The sequence below is a fragment of the Luteibacter sp. genome, from assembly GCF_036499525.1.
In the GTDB taxonomy this organism is placed as follows: Bacteria; Pseudomonadota; Gammaproteobacteria; order Xanthomonadales; family Rhodanobacteraceae; genus Luteibacter.
The window spans coordinates 15,102-31,032 of sequence record NZ_DASYDO010000037.1 but is presented as its reverse complement, the minus strand read 5'-3'; the positions used below and the strand labels follow the sequence as shown (position 1 = coordinate 31,032).

Here is a 15,931-nt window from a genome sequence, read left to right as displayed (position 1 = left end):
GCTATCGCGCGGAGGCTATCGCCAGATCGCATGCGCTGCTGAATTTCCACGCGCTCGTCTAAGGACAGTTCTTGATACGTTCTCATCGCAACAGCCTAGCCTTTCGGAGGTGGGTGTTGCACGTGGAGTTTGAGATCGCCGGATGATCCCGGGAACGTCGTCCAGCATGGGCCATGTTTAAGCGAATGGTACCCCTGATATCTTCAGGAACATTTGCAGCCTGCGTTGGTCGCCAAGGCGCGTTCGATAGCGCGATAGAAGATGACCCGAAGACCCCGGCGTGAGCCGGGGTTTTTATCGCAGCGATCAGACCAGCAAGTCTTTTTCTTTCTTGCCCGCCTTCAGCGCATCGTTGAACCAGTTCGGGCGCTTGCCGCGGCCGGACCAGGTCTGCTCGGGATTGGCGGGATTACGGTATTTGGCGGCGACGGCTGTACCGGTAGCACCGGCGCGACGCGCCTTCGGAGCGCGGCCAGCAAACACGTCGTCGAGGGTGACGCCTTCGGCCTTGAGCAGCGCGTTGATCTTCTCGCGGAGCTTGGAGACCTTTTCCTTGCGCAGTTCGTTCTGCCGGGCCTGCGCCTTGGCGATCAGTTCGTTCAGTTGATTCGGGTTGAGACTCTTGATATCGACGGCCATTGGCATCTCCGGTTTATTGCATAAAATACGAGCGAGTCCGGATTGTGACCTAACTGGCTAATGGATGTCAGTGTGTCAGGCAATTATTGATAATCCCGACGCAGACATGAGATTTCCCTTACACACAAGCGCTGCGCTAATGACGGTTAGCGCAGCGAAGCGGACGAGCACGTTCAGCCCAGCAGGGCGAACAATTCTTCACGAGTAACATTGCGCGCTTCGGCATCCGTGCGGGCACGGTATTCGAACGTGCCGGCTTCGATGCCACGGCCGCTCACCACCACGCGATGCGGAATGCCGATCAGTTCGATGTCCGCGAACATCGGGCCGGGGCGCAGGCCGCGATCATCCAGCACGGTGTCGATGCCAGCCTGCGATAGCGCCTGGTAGAGCGATTCCGCGGCTTCGGCAACGACCGCATCGTTCTTCGGATTGATTACGCATACAGCGACGCGCCATGGCGCCATGGCTTCGGGCCAGATGATGCCAGCGTCGTCGTGGCGCTGTTCGATGGCAGCGGCGACGATGCGGCTGACGCCGACGCCGTAGCAGCCCATGTACATCGTGCGCATCTTGCCCTGGTCGTCAAGCACGCCCGCGCCCATCATCTCGGCGTATTTCTGGCCGAGCTGGAAAATGTGGCCGACCTCGATGCCGCGGCCGAGGCGGATATGGCCCTTGCCGTCGGGCGACAGATCGCCGTCGATCACGTTGCGCAGATCGGCAACGCGATCCATCCGTGCGTCGCGCTCCCAGTTGGCGCCGGTGTAATGCGTGCCGTCCTGGTTGCCGCCACAGACGAAGTCCGCGAGCATTGCGGCGCTCCGGTCGACGATGACGGGGATCGATGCAGGCAGGCCGACCGGCCCGATGAAGCCGGGTCGGGTGCCGGTGGCGGCGAGGATTTCCGCCTCGCTTGCGAGTTCGGACTCGCCTGGCAGTTCGGGCAGGTGGGCCGCCTTGACCTCGTTGAGTTCGTGGTCGCCGCGCAGGCACAGGGCGACGAGGCCTTCGCGTCCGCGGACGAGGATGGTCTTCACCACCTGGGTAGCGGGGACGCCGAGGAAGGCCGTCACCTCGTCGATCGTACGCTGCGTGGGCGTGTCGACGCGGGCAAGCCTGGCGGAAGGTGCAGGGCGCTCGCCGGTCGGGGCAAGAGCCTCGGCTTTTTCGATGTTCGCGGCGTAGGAGGACGCGTCGGAAAAGGCGAGGGCGTCTTCGCCAGCGTCCGCCAGCACCTGGAATTCATGGCTGGCGCTACCGCCGATGGCGCCGGTATCGGCATCCACCGCGCGGAATTCGAGACCCAGGCGGGTGAAGATGCGCGAGTAGGCCTCGTACATCGCGTCGTAGGTTTCGCAGAGCGACTCGGTCGTCAGGTGGAAAGAGTACGCGTCCTTCATGAGGAATTCGCGCGCGCGCATCACACCGAACCGGGGACGGATCTCGTCGCGGAACTTGGTCTGGATCTGGAAGACATTGAGCGGCAGCTGCTTGTAGCTTTTCAGTTCGTTGCGCGCGAAGTCGGTCACGACCTCCTCGTGCGTGGGGCCGTAGCAGTAGTCCTGCTCCTTGCGGTCCTTCATCTTCAGGAGCTGGCCGCCGAACTTCTCCCAGCGGCCGCTTTCTTCCCACAGTTCGCGCGGCTGCACGGACGGCATCAGCATTTCCACGGCGCCCGCGTGGACCATTTCCTCGCGGACCACGTTTTCGACCTTGCGCATCACGCGCAGGCCAAGCGGTGTCCACGTGTACAGGCCGGAGGCGAGTTTGCGGATCATGCCGGCACGCAGCATCAGCTGGTGGCTGGCGATCTCCGCGTCGGCGGGGACTTCCTTGACGGTGGCGAGGTGGAACTTGCTGAGGCGCATCGGCGAGCGGTCCGGACGGTAAAGACGGGATTATAGGGGTTTCCCCGACCGCCCGGCGGCGCCGTGGCGCCTACTTGCAGTACAGGGTCATCTGGGCTTGCGTGGTTTCGACCTGGCGCTTGCGGCCGGCGTCGTCGAGGGCGACCTGGCCGCCCTTGCCGTCGTCGACCGATACCTTCTGCTGTTTCGACAGGATTTTCATGTTCGATTGCAGCGTGGTGCAGAGTTTCTTGCGGTTTTCCGGTGTGTCGGAAGCCGGTCCCGCCGATGCGGCCTTGGGCGCTGCCGGTGCCGGTGGCGGCGCCGGGTTCGCGCCTGCCGGCGCCTCCACGGTGCCGCTGGTCTTCACCTTGTCGTACTTCGTGCCCGCGGGTGGGGGCGAATCGGCGTAGTGCGTGACGCCCTGGGCGTCCTTCCACTTATAGGCCTGGGCGAAAGCCAGGGGGCAGGCCGCGAGGAGGACGGCGAGGGTGACGATACGGCGCATGCAGGCCATCCAGAGAACGGAAAGGAGTGGCGGGAACAAGTAGCACCGGCCACGGGGGCGCGCAAGCGACACAGGTCGCGGTTCCCGCGGAAGGCTTCCGGACTGACGCTTCACGGCGGCTGGGCTACACTGGCGGCCCATGTCACGGAATGGCCCATGAGCGATCCGATCCAAGTCCGGGCGCCGCGTCATCGCGGTATCTACCTGCTTCCGAACCTGTTCACGACGGGCGCCATGTTCGCCGGCTTCTACGCGATCGTGTCCGCCATCGGCGGGCATTACGCGGTGGCGGCGCTGGCCGTTTTCGTCGCAGGCATCCTGGACGGCATGGACGGACGCGTCGCGCGCCTGACCAACACGCAAAGCGAGTTCGGCGTGCAGTACGACTCGCTATCCGACCTGGTGAGCTTCGGCCTCGCCCCGGCGCTGGTCATGTACACCTGGGCGCTTTCCTCGCTGGCGTCCTATGGACCGGTGTGGGGCAAGATCGGCTGGGCCGCCGCGTTCATCTACGCGGTCTGCGCGGCGCTGCGCCTGGCCCGCTTCAATACCCAGGTGGGCGTCGCCGACAAGCGCTATTTCCAGGGTCTTGCCAGCCCGGCGGCGGCTGGCCTGTGCATGTCGTTCGTCTGGACGATGGAAAAATTCGACATTCCGGGGCCGTCGGTGGCGTTCTTCGCCATGCCCCTGGCGATCATCGCCGGCCTGCTGATGGTCAGCAACGTGCGCTACTTCAGCTTCAAGGCGTGGCCGAAGGGTGATCGTGTGCCCTTCATCTGGCTGATCGCGGCAGTGCTGATCGTGGTGCTGCTGCTGGTCGACACGGCGCGCGTCCTGTTCGCCGTGGCGGTGATCTACACCGTGTCCGGCCCCGTGATGACCTTGTGGGGTCGCGCCACCCGCCGTCGCCGCGCCCGGCGTGCCAAGGTATCGGAGTAATTCCGATGGCCGCCGCGCCCGACCGCCGCCAGCGCCTGCTCAGGGTCATGGGCGTCACGCCCTGGCGCCTGCGCGCGGGTCCCGCAGCTCCGGAGCAGCGGATCGAATCGGCGAACGATGCCGTCCCGGGCGGCCAGACCGCTTGCGTGGTGGTGCTCCCGGCGGGCGCGAGCGAGCGCGAGCTGGAACTGGTGGGCCGCGCGTTGCGCGCCTACGGTCCGGTCACCGGTCGCGCACCGCGGCTGGAAGCAGGCGCGCAGGGCCTGGGCCAGGTGCCCGTCGCGAAGGCCTATCTCGTCTTCGGCGAGGCGCAGGCGAGGGCGCTGGGTCGCGACCTTCCGGCGGCGGTGATGAGCGCGGCGCAGATCGTGCTGGTGGACACGCCCGCGGCGATCCTCACGGAACCGGCGGCGAAGCGTCGCCTCTGGAACGGCCTCCGCACCCTCGGACCCACGCTTCGCGGAGTCTGATCCGATGGTCGCCGTCGCACGCCCATCCACCGAAGTACGCGCCATGCGTCGCGAGGACCTGGACGCCGTCGTGGCGATCGAGCACGCCTCGTACGAGTTTCCCTGGAGCGTGGGCATCTTCCGCGACTGCCTGCAGGCCGGACACAACTGCTGGGTGATCGTCCGCGAGGGCGAGATCGCCGGTTACGGCATTCTCTCCGTGGCCGCCGGCGAGGCGCACGTGCTCAACGTCTGCATCGGCGGTGGGCATCGCGGGCTTGGTTACGGCCGCCGCATGATGCGCCGCCTGCTCGACCTCGCACGCTGGTACGGCGCGGAGCGGATTTTCCTCGAGGTGCGTCCTTCGAATCCGGTGGCGAAGACCTTGTACGACTCGCTCGGCTTCGTCGAGATCGGACGGCGGCCTTCCTATTACCCGGCGAGGGGCGGGCGCGAGGATGCGATTGTGATGTCGCTGGAAATGCGGGCCGAGACCTGAGGGGTTTCATCCTTCTCGAAGCAGGGCCATCGGCGAGGTTCGCACTACCTTTCGCGTGCCGAACAACCCGATCGCCATTACGACAAAAGCAGCCAGGGCCGCTGCGCCGACGAGTGGCCATAGCGGTGGCACGAAGTTTTCGATCCGGAATACCGCGTTACCCAGCCACAGGCCGGCCCCTGCCGCACCCAGTGCCGCGGTGAGGCCGGCGACCAGCCCGAGCAGGGCGAATTCGCACGCCGCTGCCGCGCGCAATTGCGCGCGTGTCGCGCCGAGTGTGCGCAGCAACGCGGCTTCCTTGCGGCGCTCCTGCGCGCTGGCTGCAAGCGCGGCGGCGAGTACGAGTGCACCCGCGAGCAGGCTGAAGCCGAGCACCCAGCGCACGGCACCGCCCACGCGATCAACGATTTCGCGCACCCGGTCGAGCAGGGCATCGACGTCGATCAGGCTCAGGTTGCCGAAATCGCGCGACATCTTCGCCAACTGGTCGGCGTGGCCGCGGGGGAGGTAGAAACTCGTGAGCCATGTATGTGGCAGGGTGTCCGCATGCGCGGGATCGAGCATGAGGAAGAAGTTCACCCGGAACGAACTCCAGTCGACCTTGCGCACGCTGCTCACCTTCGCGTCGATGGTGCCTTCACCCACTTCGAAGCTGAGCGTGTCGCCGATCTTCAGCTGGTAGCGGTCGCGCCATGAGGTGTCGACGGACACTTCGGCCTGCGCTGGCGAAGCTCCCGCCCATGTGCCCTGAACCACCTCGTTCGACGGCGGCAGTTGCGCGGCCCATGACAGGCGCAGCTGGCGGTCTGCCGATTCTTTCGCGTCATCGTTGGCGAACGCGATCGTGTCGATCGGTTTCCCGTTGATCGCGGTGAGCTTGCCTACGGCGAGCGGCATCATGTTGGTGCGCGTGGCGCCCATGCCTTCCAGCGCCTGCGTGAAGGTGTCGCGCTGGTCGTCCTGTAGGTTAAGCGCGAACCAGTTCGGCGTATCCACTGGCAATTCCCGCCGCCAGCCTTCGAGCAGCGACGGTGCGATCACGGCCAGAAGTAGCAGGGCACACAGGCCAAGCGAGAGCGCCGTCGCCTGCACCAGCGACAGGCCACGCCGACGGGCCAGCGCCGCGAGGCCTAGCCGCAGCGCCGGATGCGCGCCGGGCGCCACACGCCGCGCGATCACCAGCAACAGTGCCGAAAGCAGCGCGGCGACGACCGCCACCCCGGCGAGGGTGGCGGCGAGGATGCCTGCGAGTTTTGCCGAATCGCTCTGCACCCAGACCAGCAGCACGGCAGTGACCAGCGGCACGAGGTAAAGCGCGTCGAAACGGCGCACGCGCCGCTGCATCGATTCGCGGAAGACGGCCACGGGCGGCACCTCGGCCAGTCGCACGAGCGGCGGCAGGGCGAAGCCGGCGAGCACGGCCAGGCCCATGGCGGCGGCGGCGAAGGCTGGTTCGAGCGGCAAGGTGGTGGGGATGTTGTCGAACAGCTGGCGGGCGAAGTACCACGCCCCCTGGGCGAGCCCCAGGGCGATGGCCATGCCGAGTGCCGCGGCGGGCAGCGCCAGTGCGGCCAGCGTCGTCACCAGCAGCGCGGCCACGCGACGCCTGGGTGTGCCCAGTGCGCGGAGCAGGGCCACCTCGCCGGCTTTGCGCCGCGCATAGCGCGCCGCCGCGAGCGCGATCGCGACACCGGCCAGCAGGGCCGAGAGGAGGGCGGTCAGGCGCAGGAAGGCGCTGGCGCGGTCGAAGGCCGTGCGCATCCGTTCCTGCATCTTTTCCGGCGTGATCAGGTCGGCGCCTGTCGGCAGCGTGCTGCCTTCGAGATGAGCGCGCCACGCCGCGACGGCTGCCGGCGAGCCGGACACCAGCAAGCGGTGCCGGGCGCGGCTACCTACGGAGAGCAAGCCGGCCTCGCTGGCATCGTCGAGGTTCATCAGCGCGCGTGGCGCGAGCGCGAAGAGCTCGCCGCCGTCGGGCTGGCGCACTAGTTCCGCGGCGACGACGAGGTCGCGACCGCCAACCTGGATCGTCTGCCCTGCGCGAATGCCGAGGCCGACCATCGCACGATGGTCGAGGAACACCTGGCCGCTCGCGGGGCCGTGCGCGGCGCGGTCGCGCCCATCGGGACCGCGAACTTCCAGCGTGCCGCGCAACGGATAAGCACCATCGGTGGCGAGCACGTCGAGCAGCTGGCTGTGTTCCCCGACGAAGGCCACGCTGCGGAACGCGGCGCCGCGCGTCGCGATGAGGCCGTCGACCTGCGCCGAACGCAGCATCGGCTCCGGCAAGGGCGCCGGAGCCGAGATGCCCAGGTCGCCGCCGATCAGCTCGGCGGCGCTGGCCAGGATGCCGCGCTCGATGCGCGTGGAAAGCGTGGCGACGACGCCGAGCGCGATGACGGCGAGCACGAGCGATGCGGCCAGCGTGCGCAGTTCCACCAGGTGCCATTCGCGACGGAGCGTACGCAGGGCGAGCCGCAGCACGTTCACGCGGGCACCCCGAGGCGCCCTTCGTGCAGTTCCGCCGCGCGTGAGCAGCGCGCCGCCAGCCGGGAATCGTGGGTGACCAGGATCAGGGTCGTGGCGTGCTGCCGGTTCATCTCGAAGAGCAGGTCACCGACGTGTTCTCCGGTGTGCTGGTCGAGGTTGCCGGTGGGCTCATCGGCGAAGAGGATGCGTGGGCGGTGAACGAAGGCACGGGCCAGCGCCACACGCTGCTGCTCGCCACCGGAAAGCTGGGCCGGATAGTGCCGGCGGCGGGCGCCGAGGCCGACGGACTCCAGCGCCGCGTGCGCGCGTTCACGGGCTGTATCGTCGCCTTCCAGTTCCAAGGGAAGCATCACGTTCTCCGCCGCCGTCAGGGCGGGCAGGAGGTGGAAGGACTGGAACACGAAGCCCACCAGGCGCCGCCGGATGGCCGCGCGGGCCTCCTCGTCCATGCTTTCCAGTGCCTGGCCGTCGAGGTGGATGCTGCCCGCGCTGGGAACGTCCAGGCCGGCCAGGAGTCCCAGCAGGGTGGTCTTGCCCGAGCCGGAAGCGCCGACGATGGCAAAGCTTTCGCCGGCCGCTACGCTCAGGTTAACCCCCGAGAGGATGTCCAGCCGTCCCTCCGGGCCGAAAACCGACTTGCTAACATCCGCCACTTCGAGAAGAACACGGGAAGAATCGCTCATGCGTCGTTGCCTGGTCCTGTTGCTGTTCGTCTGGTGCGCCATCGCCTCCGCGGTGGATGCGCCGCGCAAGGTACTGGTGCTCGGGGACTCGTTGTCGGCGGCGCACAACATTCCAGTGGAGGCCGGCTGGGTGCGTTTGCTGGACGCGCGCACGGTGAAGATGGCGACGCCATGGACGATGGTCAATGCCAGCATCAGCGGAGAAACCTCGCTGAGCGGCCGCAACCGCCTGCCCGGCCTGCTGGCGAAGCAGCGTCCCGGCGTGGTGGTGATCGAACTGGGAGCCAACGACGGCCTGCAAGGCCTGCCGCTGGGCAAGCTGGCCGACAACCTCGACGCGATGATCGGCACTGCCACGGCATCGGGCGCCAGGGTTCTCCTGCTCGGCATCGAATTGCCGGTGAACTATGGCCCGCAGTACCGCGATGGGCTGCGCAAGGTCTACGCCGACGCCGCGAGGAAGCACGGTGCCGCCCTGGTGCCCTTCCTGCTGGACGGCGTGGCCCTGGATCCGGCCCTGATGCAGGACGACGGCCTGCATCCGAAGGCTTCAGGGGAGCCGCGGGTGGCAGAGAATGTGTGGAAAGCGCTTAGCCCGATGCTCCATTAGACGACGCGCTCTCGACGTTCTCGTCCGCACAATGAATGCTTGTTTTCGGTCTTCACGCTGTTCTCACCGGTTCGGCCGTTAACTCTTCACATTTGTGAATCACCAGAGGAGTGGAGCGATGAGCACACGCGACGAACAGGCTGGACTGATCCTTCTTGTCGAGGACAACCGCCAGATCGCCGAGATGGTCGGTGAGTTCCTGGAGCGCAGGGGTTACTCGGTCGACTACGCCGCCGACGGCGTCAGCGGCCTGCACCTCGCCGTCTCCAACAGCTACGACGTGATCGTCCTGGACCTGATGCTCCCGGGCATGGACGGCCTGGATGTCTGCCGCAAGCTGCGCAAGGACGGGAAGAAGTCCACGCCGGTGCTCATGCTCACCGCGCGAGACACCCTGGAAGACAAGCTGGTCGGCCTGGAAGCAGGCGCCGACGATTATCTGGTCAAGCCGTTCGAGGTGCGCGAGCTGGAGGCCCGCCTGCGCGCGCTGATCCGCCGCGACCGTCGGCAGGTGTCGTCCGAGGTGCTCAACGTGGGCGACATGACGCTCGACACCGCCACGTTGCGCCTCACCCGCAGCGGTCAGGAACTCACCGTGTCACCGATCGGCCTGAAGCTGCTTGCGATCCTGATGCGCGAATCGCCGCGGGTCGTCAGCCGCCGCGACATCGAGCGCGAAATCTGGGGCGACACGCTGCCGGATTCCGACACCCTGCGCTCGCACCTCTACAACCTGCGCCGCGTGATCGACAAACCGTTCGACCGCCCGCTGTTGCACACCATCCACTCCGCTGGATACCGCCTGGCGGACCTCGACTCCGAAGTCGCCGCGTCGCAGACGGCATGAGGCGGGGGCGGCACCGGGTCTGATCGATGGAAGGCAGGACACCGCAGGACATTCGGCGACGACGCGGCTCCTTCCGCGTACGCATCGCCATGGTCTTCGCATTGCAGACGATTGTCATGATCACCGCCTCGCTGATGGCGGCGAACAACGTCGCGCCGCTCGGCGCGGCCATCGCGATCATGCTGTGTTCGGGTGGACTCGCGTGGATCGCCGTGTCGCGGGAATGGATCCCCGTGGCGACGCTTGCGCGCCTGCTGGATGCGTGGGATCCCGAGCGGCCGGACATGGCGGGCCTCGATCGCGAGGGCGGCAAGCGCTCCGATAACGACGTGTCTGCGTTGATCCGGGGAATGCACGGATTGGCGTCGCGCATCGAGGGGTACGGCGAGCGCGAGCGCAACTTCACCCGCGACGCCAGCCACGAACTGCGCAGTCCGCTCACGGTCATCAAGATGTCCTCGGACATGCTGGCCGACGAAACCGGGCTTTCGGACGTGGGATACCGGTCGCTGGAGCGCATCCGCCGATCCACGCGGGAACTCGAGGCGCTGGTGGAGGCCTTCCTCATCCTCTCGCGCGAATCGGACCAGGGTCTGGCCGAAGAGGACTTCGTGGTGAATGCGGTGCTGCGCCAGGAAGTGGACTATGCGCGCGAGCTGATCGCGGGACGCCCGGTGGAACTGGTGCTCGACGAGCCGGCAAGCTTTGCGTTGCACGCGTCGCCGCGCGTGTTCGCGGTGCTCTGCGGACAGCTGATCCGCCATGCGTTGCAGCAGACCGACCAGGGCACCATCGTCGTCACGGTGATGCCGGGCAGCGTCAGCGTGATCAACCCCGCGATCGATACGCCGGAGGCGGGCAGCCGCCGTCACGCAGCCGTCGATCGTCACGGTTTCGATCTTGCCATCGCACGACGCCTGTCCGACCGCTTCCAGTGGCCACTGGAACTTCGCTCCTTGCCCGGCGCAAACCGCATCGCCAGCGTGCGCTTCCCGCACCCGCAACCCGTCGAAGCCTGAAGTAGGAGCGCGCCTTGCGCGCGACATGTTCTGAGGCCGAGCCTTAGAGCCGGCGCGTCAGCGTCAGGACCGGCGCGAAAATCTGTCGCGCGCAGGGCGCGCTCCTACGAATCAATCGAGCAGCTTGGAGATACGAGCGGTGGTCAACGCTCCACTCAGCGCCCGCCGTGTGCCGTCAGACTTGATCACCATCGTACGCGGCGTTTCACCACCCCACGCGGGATCGATCAGGAAATTGATCCGGTCCGGTGTGGACTCGGCATAGGCACGCGACGGCACAGTATCCACGTGAGCTGCTTTCAGTCGCGCCTCGAGCGTGACGCTCTGGCTCATCGGGTCGGTGGCCACGAAAACCAGGTCGACATCGGCATGCTTGCGCTGCCAGTCGGCCAACGCCTTGAGGTTCTGTTCGCAATACGCGCAATCCAGCGCCCACAGCGCGATGATCCGCGTCCCTTTCGCCGGCTTCGCGACCAGCGCGTCGACATCGGTAGTGTTCAGCGGAACGGGCGGAGCGGCGAATGACGGCATGGCGACCGCGAGAGCGAGGGCAAGACCGAGTGTTTTCATCACAGCGCCTCCGTCGGTACGAGCCGGAACTGTCCGTCCGGATTCCAGGCCACGAAGGCCCGATGTTGCCATAACACCAGCTTCGGCCAGCCCGATGCGTCGGCTGTATGTGCGATGGTGCGCGGCTCGCCGAACGTGGCGCCGCCGTCGGCGGATTCGCGCAGCACCAGGTCCAGCCCCTTGGCGGATACCTGGTGGTAGGTGATCCACACGTGCTTGCCGTCCGCGATCAGGTCGGCATGCGACGCACCGGCACTCGCCACCGACAGGAGATGCGTGGGTTCGTGGCCGGGCTGGAGCTGGCCGTACCAGACGGTAGCCTTGCCGTCCGCCGCGCTGAACCAGACGGCATGACGCACGCCCGAACTGTCGATGGCCAGGGAAGGGCCGTGGTGCGGGCAGCCTTCGATATGCCACTGGGTAAAGGTGGCGCGCTCGACCTTGGGCGACGGGTTTCCGATTGGCAGCGTGGCGTAGGCGTGGTCGCGGATGTTGTCGCCGTAGATGGCGCGGAAGAACGCATCGATGCTGCCGTCCGGCGCGCGTGCGAGCGCGATGCGGCAGCACTCGCAGCTTTCGTCGACGATCTTGCGCTCAGGCACGAAGCTGGCGCCGCGGTCGGTGGACCAGCTGTAGTAAGTGGCCGCGCCGAGATAGGGCTTGCCCTTGGCCTTCGCCGCTTCGACATCGCGCTTGTCGATCCATGCGACCACGATGTCGCCTTTCCCATCGACCGCGAGCGAGTCGAAACGATGGGTGATCTCCGCTCGATCCGTATGCACCGTCTTCGGCGGATCGAAGTGGACGCCGCCGTCGAGGGAGCGCGAGAAACGCACGAAGCCGGTCCAGGGCAGCTTGCGCGGTTGCGACCAGCTCACGTACACCTCGCCCTTCGGGCCCAGCGCGATCTTCGGGCGGTTCTCGCCTTCGGCGTACAACGCCTCGCCCACGGGATTGACGATGGTGGACATGGCGAAGCTGCGGCCCATGTCGTCGGAGCGGCGGGCGCGCACGTGCTCGCCTACCGTGTCCACCACCCAAAGGTGGCCCGCGGTATCGATGACGGCGTCGAAGCCCAGGGGCGCTTCATGGCCCATCGCCATGCCGGCCATGTCGTCATGGGCCTGCGCAATGCCAGCGGCAGCGAGGAGCGAAGCAAAGATGAGGAAGGGGCGCATGGTCAATGGTCGTCGGGACGTTCGCGGACGGGGTGCTTGCTGAGCTTGCGCTGCAAGGTACGGCGATGCATGCCGAGGCGGCGTGCCGTCTCGGAAATGTTGCCTTCGCATTCCGTGAGCACGCGCTGGATGTGCTCCCACTCCAGGCGGCGCAATGGAAGCGGGGCATCCGGTGCGTCGACCAGGTCGTCCGGGTCGGCCGGCCCGCTGTCGCCATCAAGGAGAGCACGTAGCACGGAATCGGCGTCGACGGGTTTCGCCAGGTAATCGTGTGCGCCGCGCTTGATGGCTTCCACGGCGGTGGCGATGGAGGCGTAGCCAGTGAGTAGCAGTACGCGCATGTCCGGTACGAGTGCCTGCAGTTCCGGAATCAGGCGCAGACCGTTTTCATCGCCGAGCTTGAGGTCGAGCACGCAGTAACGCGGCTGGTGGCGGCGGGCGAGGGTGCGCGCATCGTCGGCGTTATCGCTGGTGATCACCTCGAAGCCGCGGGAGGTCAGGGCCCGGCCGAGCACGCGGGCGAAGGTGGCATCGTCGTCGACGATCAGCAGGGGCCGGCCCGAGGGAGGAACGAGGTCGTTCATACTTGGTCTCCAATGACCCGAAGGGGCAGGCGCAAGCGCATCTGGGCGCCGTGGCCGGTATTGCTCGCGGCGAGTTCGCCGTCCAGTCGCTCGGCTGTCGCTTCCGCGAGCGCGAGGCCCAGGCCAAGGCCCGTTTCCTTTTGCGACAGTCCGAGCGTGCCGAGTTCGTCGAATTCGTCAAAGCCGGGGCCTTCGTCGGTGACGATCAGCTCCAGCCACTGCTCCACGATGCCGATGCGCAGGTCCACCGTGGTGCTTTCATTGAGCGCCGATGCGTCGGCCGCGTTGTTGAGCAGGTTGATGAGGGCATGGCGCAGGCCCGGCGGCGAACGCAGGGCGATACGGCCGGCGCCCGGCTCGACGATGAGCCGCACGTCGGCTTCCGGCCGAAGCAGCTGGAAGCGCTCCAGGCAGACGTGCAGGAACTCGTCCAGGGTAAGCCGTTCCGGCACCTGCGAGAGCTGCGCCTGGCCGAAGGCGACCATCTCGCGCAGGATCGTGCGGCAGCGCTCCACCTGGCCATCGAGCAGGTCCAGGTCTTCGCCCAGCGCGTTGTCGGTCGTGTGTTCGCGGCGAATCTCCGGCAGCAGCGTGCGCATGGTCGACAGCGGCGTGTTCAGCTCGTGCGCGGCGCCGGCGGCCTGGGTGGCGATGGCCAGGATGCCTTCGTCGCGCAGTGCCCGCTCGCGCACGCGCTGCACTTCGCCCTGCTGGGTGCGAATGGCCTTGGCCAGGTTGCTGATGAAGACGCCGAGGAGGATCGCCATGATGACGAAGTTGACCCCCATGCCCGCGACGTAGAGGTCAAAATCCAGGCCCTTGTCGCCCAGCGTGGGCAGGGGCAGGTGATAGGGCACCAGCAGCACGTAGGCGACGCCGGTGAGGATCGCCACCAGCGACACGCCGGCGATCGACAGGGCCGCGGCCGAAAGCGCGATCGGCACCAGCAGCAGGGTCACGAAGGGATTCGCGGCCCCACCGGTGAAATAGAGCAGGTACCCGAGCACGAGGGTGTCGGCGGCGATGTGCACGATGGCCTCGCCTTCGCCGACCTTCCAGGGCATGCCCAGCCGGAACGAGGCCGCGGCAGCGAACACCGCCAGCACGCATACGCCGAGCATGAGCGGCAGCAGCGGGATGTCGAGCTTCAGCAGCGTGACGCAGGAGAGGATCGCCACGCTCTGTCCGGCGATGGCACAGAGACGAAGCCAGGCAAGGGTACGCGCGAGAGCGAAGGGACCGGAGCGGGACGATGGCGTATGCAGGTTGTCGCTCACGGTAGTCTCTTCATGACGGGAGGGCCACGCCTCGCGGCGCGGCCCTCCGCCGCATCACAGGTCTTCGTTGTGCACGGGCGGCACCGGCGGCACGTTCGCCAGCGCGTGGTCGAGGGACAGCTTCTTCATCAGCGGCAGCATCGCCACGGCGATGATCGTGCAGCCCACCCCGACGAAGCCCAGCTTGTTGAACAGGCTGGTGTAGATGGGCAGCGACTGCAGCGGATCGGTGATGTTGTCCGGGATGGCCGCATAGTTGGCCACCACGCTGCCCATGTACTGTGCAACGCCCGAGGCGACGTAATAGGCGCCCATCATGAAGCCGCCCATGCGCGCCGGCACGTACCGGGCGATCATGGCGAGGCCGAGGCCGCTCACCAGCACCTCACCCAGCGAGTAGAGGCCGTAACCCCACACCATGTACCAGGACGAGATCGCGCCGTTCACGGCGGTGGTGGCGCCCAGGCCATACATGAAGAAGCCGGCGGCAACCGCGGCGAAGCCGAGGGCGAACTTGGCGGCGACCGGGAAGTCCTTGCCGTGCTTGCCCAGCGAGTTGTAGATCCAGACCAGGATGGGCGAGAGGATCACGATCCAGATGGCGTTGAGCGACTGGAACTGTTCGGGGATCCAGCGAAAGATCTCGTAGCCGAAGATGCCGAAGGACAGGTCGACGTTGCGCTGAGCGAACAGGTTCAGCGAGGTCGACATCTGCTGGTAGAAGATGAAGAAGAAGATCGTCTGCACCGTGAGCACCAGCGCGGCGATGAGGCCGGCACGCTCGCCGGGTTCGCTGGAGCGGATCAGGTGGACGAAGACACCGAGGATGACGATGCCGGCGGCGTAGACGCAGGCCTGGGCCACGCCCTGGTTCTGCAGGATGTATGCCGAAACCGCGACGATGACGATGCCGCCGGCGATCACGCCGAGCACGTTCTTCATCACCGGCGGGTGGTTGTCCGGTTCCGAACCGATGTGCGCCAGGGTGCGACGCATGAAGTAGTAATTGATGAGGCCGAGGACGAGGCCGATGGAGCAGACGCCGAAGGCGGTGTGCCAGCCCAGGGCATCGCTATAGTGTTCGCCGACGTAATCGCGGATCCAGGGCGTAAGCAGCATCGAAACCGTCGAGCCGATGTTCACCGCCATGTAGTACATGGTGAACGCACTGTCGATGCGAACATCATCGCCCTCGTAGATCTTGCGCACGAGGTTGCCGGCATTGGGCTTGAACAGGCCGTTGCCGAAGATGATCACGCCCAGCGCGAGGTACAGCGCGTAGGCGTTGTTGGTCGGAATCCAGAGCAGGGCATAACCCACCATCAGAACCACGGCACCGCTGAGCATGGTGCGCCGTGCACCCAGGAACTTGTCGCCGATCCAGCCGCCGACGGCGGGGGTGGCGTAGATGAGGGCGGCGGCCGCTCCCCAGACGAGGTTGGCGTCGACGTCCGCGAAACCGAGCTTCTTCACCATGTAGGTGACCATCAGCACCTGCATGCCGTAGAAGCCGAAGCGCTCCCACATTTCGATGAGGAAGACGGTGCTGAAGGACTTGGTCTGTGAAAAGGGCGGGTTCTGAATTGCCATGTATTTTCCGGTCGCATTGGAAACAGCGAGAGGGCCGGTGGCCCTGCTCCCGTCGCCGTGACCCTGAACGGAGTCACAACCGTTCAAGCGTAATACAAATGGTCCGCCCGGTTGTGTTGCGGCGCCAGAGGGCGCGGCGATTCGCCACGGCGGGCGCCGTAAGCCGGAGACAAGGCGGGCTATGGCATCATAGCGGGCC

At 66.5% G+C, this 15,931-nt stretch carries 17 protein-coding genes; 6 read left to right on the top strand and 11 right to left on the bottom strand.

What is annotated here, in order from left to right; translation table 11 throughout:
- The 4 genes from VGM71_RS17660 to VGM71_RS07620 all read right to left on the bottom strand — a co-directional run.
- Positions 1-86, bottom strand: an 86-nt coding sequence (locus VGM71_RS17660; RefSeq protein WP_414675104.1) for a helix-turn-helix domain-containing protein, incomplete at its 3' end; no start/stop codon positions are given.
- A 220-nt stretch (positions 87-306) separates the two neighbouring features.
- A complete protein-coding gene (locus VGM71_RS07630; RefSeq protein ID WP_331543622.1) occupies positions 307-639 on the bottom strand; it encodes an H-NS histone family protein in 333 nt (110 codons plus the stop codon).
- A 173-nt stretch (positions 640-812) separates the two neighbouring features.
- Positions 813-2,510 (bottom strand): proline--tRNA ligase, encoded by a 1,698-nt coding sequence (locus tag VGM71_RS07625; protein WP_331543620.1) that lies wholly within the window; start codon positions 2,508-2,510, stop codon positions 813-815.
- Between the two features lie 70 nt (positions 2,511-2,580).
- Positions 2,581-2,997 carry a DUF4124 domain-containing protein gene (locus VGM71_RS07620; RefSeq protein WP_331543618.1) on the bottom strand — a complete coding sequence of 139 codons (417 nt, stop codon included), beginning with the start codon at positions 2,995-2,997 and terminating at the stop codon, positions 2,581-2,583.
- Between the two features lie 156 nt (positions 2,998-3,153).
- Between VGM71_RS07620 and pssA the strand changes: the two genes are divergently transcribed.
- From pssA to rimI, 3 genes are read left to right on the top strand one after another with little or no spacing between them, the layout of a single operon-like run.
- A complete protein-coding gene (gene pssA, locus VGM71_RS07615) occupies positions 3,154-3,936 on the top strand; it encodes a CDP-diacylglycerol--serine O-phosphatidyltransferase (RefSeq protein ID WP_331543616.1) in 783 nt (260 codons plus the stop codon).
- Positions 3,937-3,941: 5 nt separating this feature from the next.
- On the top strand, positions 3,942-4,406 hold the full coding sequence (locus VGM71_RS07610) for a hypothetical protein (protein ID WP_331543614.1): 465 nt from the start codon (positions 3,942-3,944) through the stop codon (positions 4,404-4,406).
- Positions 4,407-4,410: 4 nt separating this feature from the next.
- Positions 4,411-4,884 (top strand): ribosomal protein S18-alanine N-acetyltransferase, encoded by a 474-nt coding sequence (gene rimI / locus VGM71_RS07605; protein ID WP_331543612.1) that lies wholly within the window; start codon positions 4,411-4,413, stop codon positions 4,882-4,884.
- A gap of 6 nt (positions 4,885-4,890) precedes the next feature.
- Here the strand turns inward: rimI and VGM71_RS07600 are convergent, their stop codons facing one another.
- Both VGM71_RS07600 and VGM71_RS07595 read right to left on the bottom strand, forming a co-directional pair.
- Positions 4,891-7,374, bottom strand: coding sequence for an ABC transporter permease (locus VGM71_RS07600; RefSeq protein WP_331543610.1), 2,484 nt, complete (start codon positions 7,372-7,374; stop codon positions 4,891-4,893).
- Complete coding sequence (locus tag VGM71_RS07595) at positions 7,371-8,057, bottom strand: ABC transporter ATP-binding protein (RefSeq protein WP_331543608.1); 687 nt, start codon at positions 8,055-8,057, stop codon at positions 7,371-7,373. The genes VGM71_RS07600 and VGM71_RS07595 overlap by 4 nt, the downstream gene beginning before the upstream one ends.
- Between VGM71_RS07595 and VGM71_RS07590 the strand changes: the two genes are divergently transcribed.
- The 3 genes from VGM71_RS07590 (at position 8,056) to VGM71_RS07580 (ending at position 10,533) form a co-directional block, all read left to right on the top strand.
- Positions 8,056-8,667: an arylesterase gene (locus VGM71_RS07590; protein ID WP_331543606.1), complete on the top strand. Its 612-nt coding sequence runs from the start codon at positions 8,056-8,058 to the stop codon at positions 8,665-8,667. The genes VGM71_RS07595 and VGM71_RS07590 overlap by 2 nt on opposite strands.
- Before the next feature lie 118 nt (positions 8,668-8,785).
- Positions 8,786-9,514 carry a response regulator transcription factor gene (locus tag VGM71_RS07585; RefSeq protein ID WP_331543604.1) on the top strand — a complete coding sequence of 243 codons (729 nt, stop codon included), beginning with the start codon at positions 8,786-8,788 and terminating at the stop codon, positions 9,512-9,514.
- A 26-nt stretch (positions 9,515-9,540) separates the two neighbouring features.
- Positions 9,541-10,533: a HAMP domain-containing sensor histidine kinase gene (locus tag VGM71_RS07580; protein WP_331543602.1), complete on the top strand. Its 993-nt coding sequence runs from the start codon at positions 9,541-9,543 to the stop codon at positions 10,531-10,533.
- 111 nt (positions 10,534-10,644) lie between these two features.
- On the opposite strand, the gene VGM71_RS07575 is transcribed toward VGM71_RS07580, so the two are convergent.
- The 5 genes from VGM71_RS07575 to VGM71_RS07555 are packed head-to-tail and all read right to left on the bottom strand — an operon-like array spanning position 10,645 to position 15,732.
- Positions 10,645-11,103, bottom strand: a complete 459-nt coding sequence (locus VGM71_RS07575) for a hypothetical protein (protein ID WP_331543599.1) — start codon at positions 11,101-11,103, stop codon at positions 10,645-10,647.
- A complete protein-coding gene (locus VGM71_RS07570; protein ID WP_331543596.1) occupies positions 11,103-12,281 on the bottom strand; it encodes a sialidase family protein in 1,179 nt (392 codons plus the stop codon). The genes VGM71_RS07575 and VGM71_RS07570 overlap by 1 nt, the downstream gene beginning before the upstream one ends.
- Before the next feature lie 2 nt (positions 12,282-12,283).
- Positions 12,284-12,865 carry a response regulator transcription factor gene (locus VGM71_RS07565; RefSeq protein ID WP_331543594.1) on the bottom strand — a complete coding sequence of 194 codons (582 nt, stop codon included), beginning with the start codon at positions 12,863-12,865 and terminating at the stop codon, positions 12,284-12,286.
- On the bottom strand, positions 12,862-14,142 hold the full coding sequence (locus VGM71_RS07560; protein WP_331543591.1) for an ATP-binding protein: 1,281 nt from the start codon (positions 14,140-14,142) through the stop codon (positions 12,862-12,864). The genes VGM71_RS07565 and VGM71_RS07560 overlap by 4 nt, the downstream gene beginning before the upstream one ends.
- Before the next feature lie 54 nt (positions 14,143-14,196).
- Positions 14,197-15,732 (bottom strand): oligopeptide:H+ symporter, encoded by a 1,536-nt coding sequence (locus VGM71_RS07555; protein WP_331543590.1) that lies wholly within the window; start codon positions 15,730-15,732, stop codon positions 14,197-14,199.
- Between the last annotated feature and the right edge of the window lie 199 nt (positions 15,733-15,931).

Coding starts and splice junctions, on each gene's coding strand:
- VGM71_RS07630 (WP_331543622.1), bottom strand. CDS start 639: ATGGCCGTCGATATCAAGAGTCTCAACCCGAATCAACTGAACGAACTG.
- VGM71_RS07625 (WP_331543620.1), bottom strand. CDS start 2,510: ATGCGCCTCAGCAAGTTCCACCTCGCCACCGTCAAGGAAGTCCCCGCC.
- VGM71_RS07620 (WP_331543618.1), bottom strand. CDS start 2,997: ATGCGCCGTATCGTCACCCTCGCCGTCCTCCTCGCGGCCTGCCCCCTG.
- pssA (WP_331543616.1), top strand. CDS start 3,154: ATGAGCGATCCGATCCAAGTCCGGGCGCCGCGTCATCGCGGTATCTAC.
- VGM71_RS07610 (WP_331543614.1), top strand. CDS start 3,942: ATGGCCGCCGCGCCCGACCGCCGCCAGCGCCTGCTCAGGGTCATGGGC.
- rimI (WP_331543612.1), top strand. CDS start 4,411: ATGGTCGCCGTCGCACGCCCATCCACCGAAGTACGCGCCATGCGTCGC.
- VGM71_RS07590 (WP_331543606.1), top strand. CDS start 8,056: ATGCGTCGTTGCCTGGTCCTGTTGCTGTTCGTCTGGTGCGCCATCGCC.
- VGM71_RS07595 (WP_331543608.1), bottom strand. CDS start 8,057: ATGAGCGATTCTTCCCGTGTTCTTCTCGAAGTGGCGGATGTTAGCAAG.
- VGM71_RS07585 (WP_331543604.1), top strand. CDS start 8,786: ATGAGCACACGCGACGAACAGGCTGGACTGATCCTTCTTGTCGAGGAC.
- VGM71_RS07580 (WP_331543602.1), top strand. CDS start 9,541: ATGGAAGGCAGGACACCGCAGGACATTCGGCGACGACGCGGCTCCTTC.
- VGM71_RS07575 (WP_331543599.1), bottom strand. CDS start 11,103: ATGAAAACACTCGGTCTTGCCCTCGCTCTCGCGGTCGCCATGCCGTCA.
- VGM71_RS07570 (WP_331543596.1), bottom strand. CDS start 12,281: ATGCGCCCCTTCCTCATCTTTGCTTCGCTCCTCGCTGCCGCTGGCATT.
- VGM71_RS07565 (WP_331543594.1), bottom strand. CDS start 12,865: ATGAACGACCTCGTTCCTCCCTCGGGCCGGCCCCTGCTGATCGTCGAC.
- VGM71_RS07555 (WP_331543590.1), bottom strand. CDS start 15,732: ATGGCAATTCAGAACCCGCCCTTTTCACAGACCAAGTCCTTCAGCACC.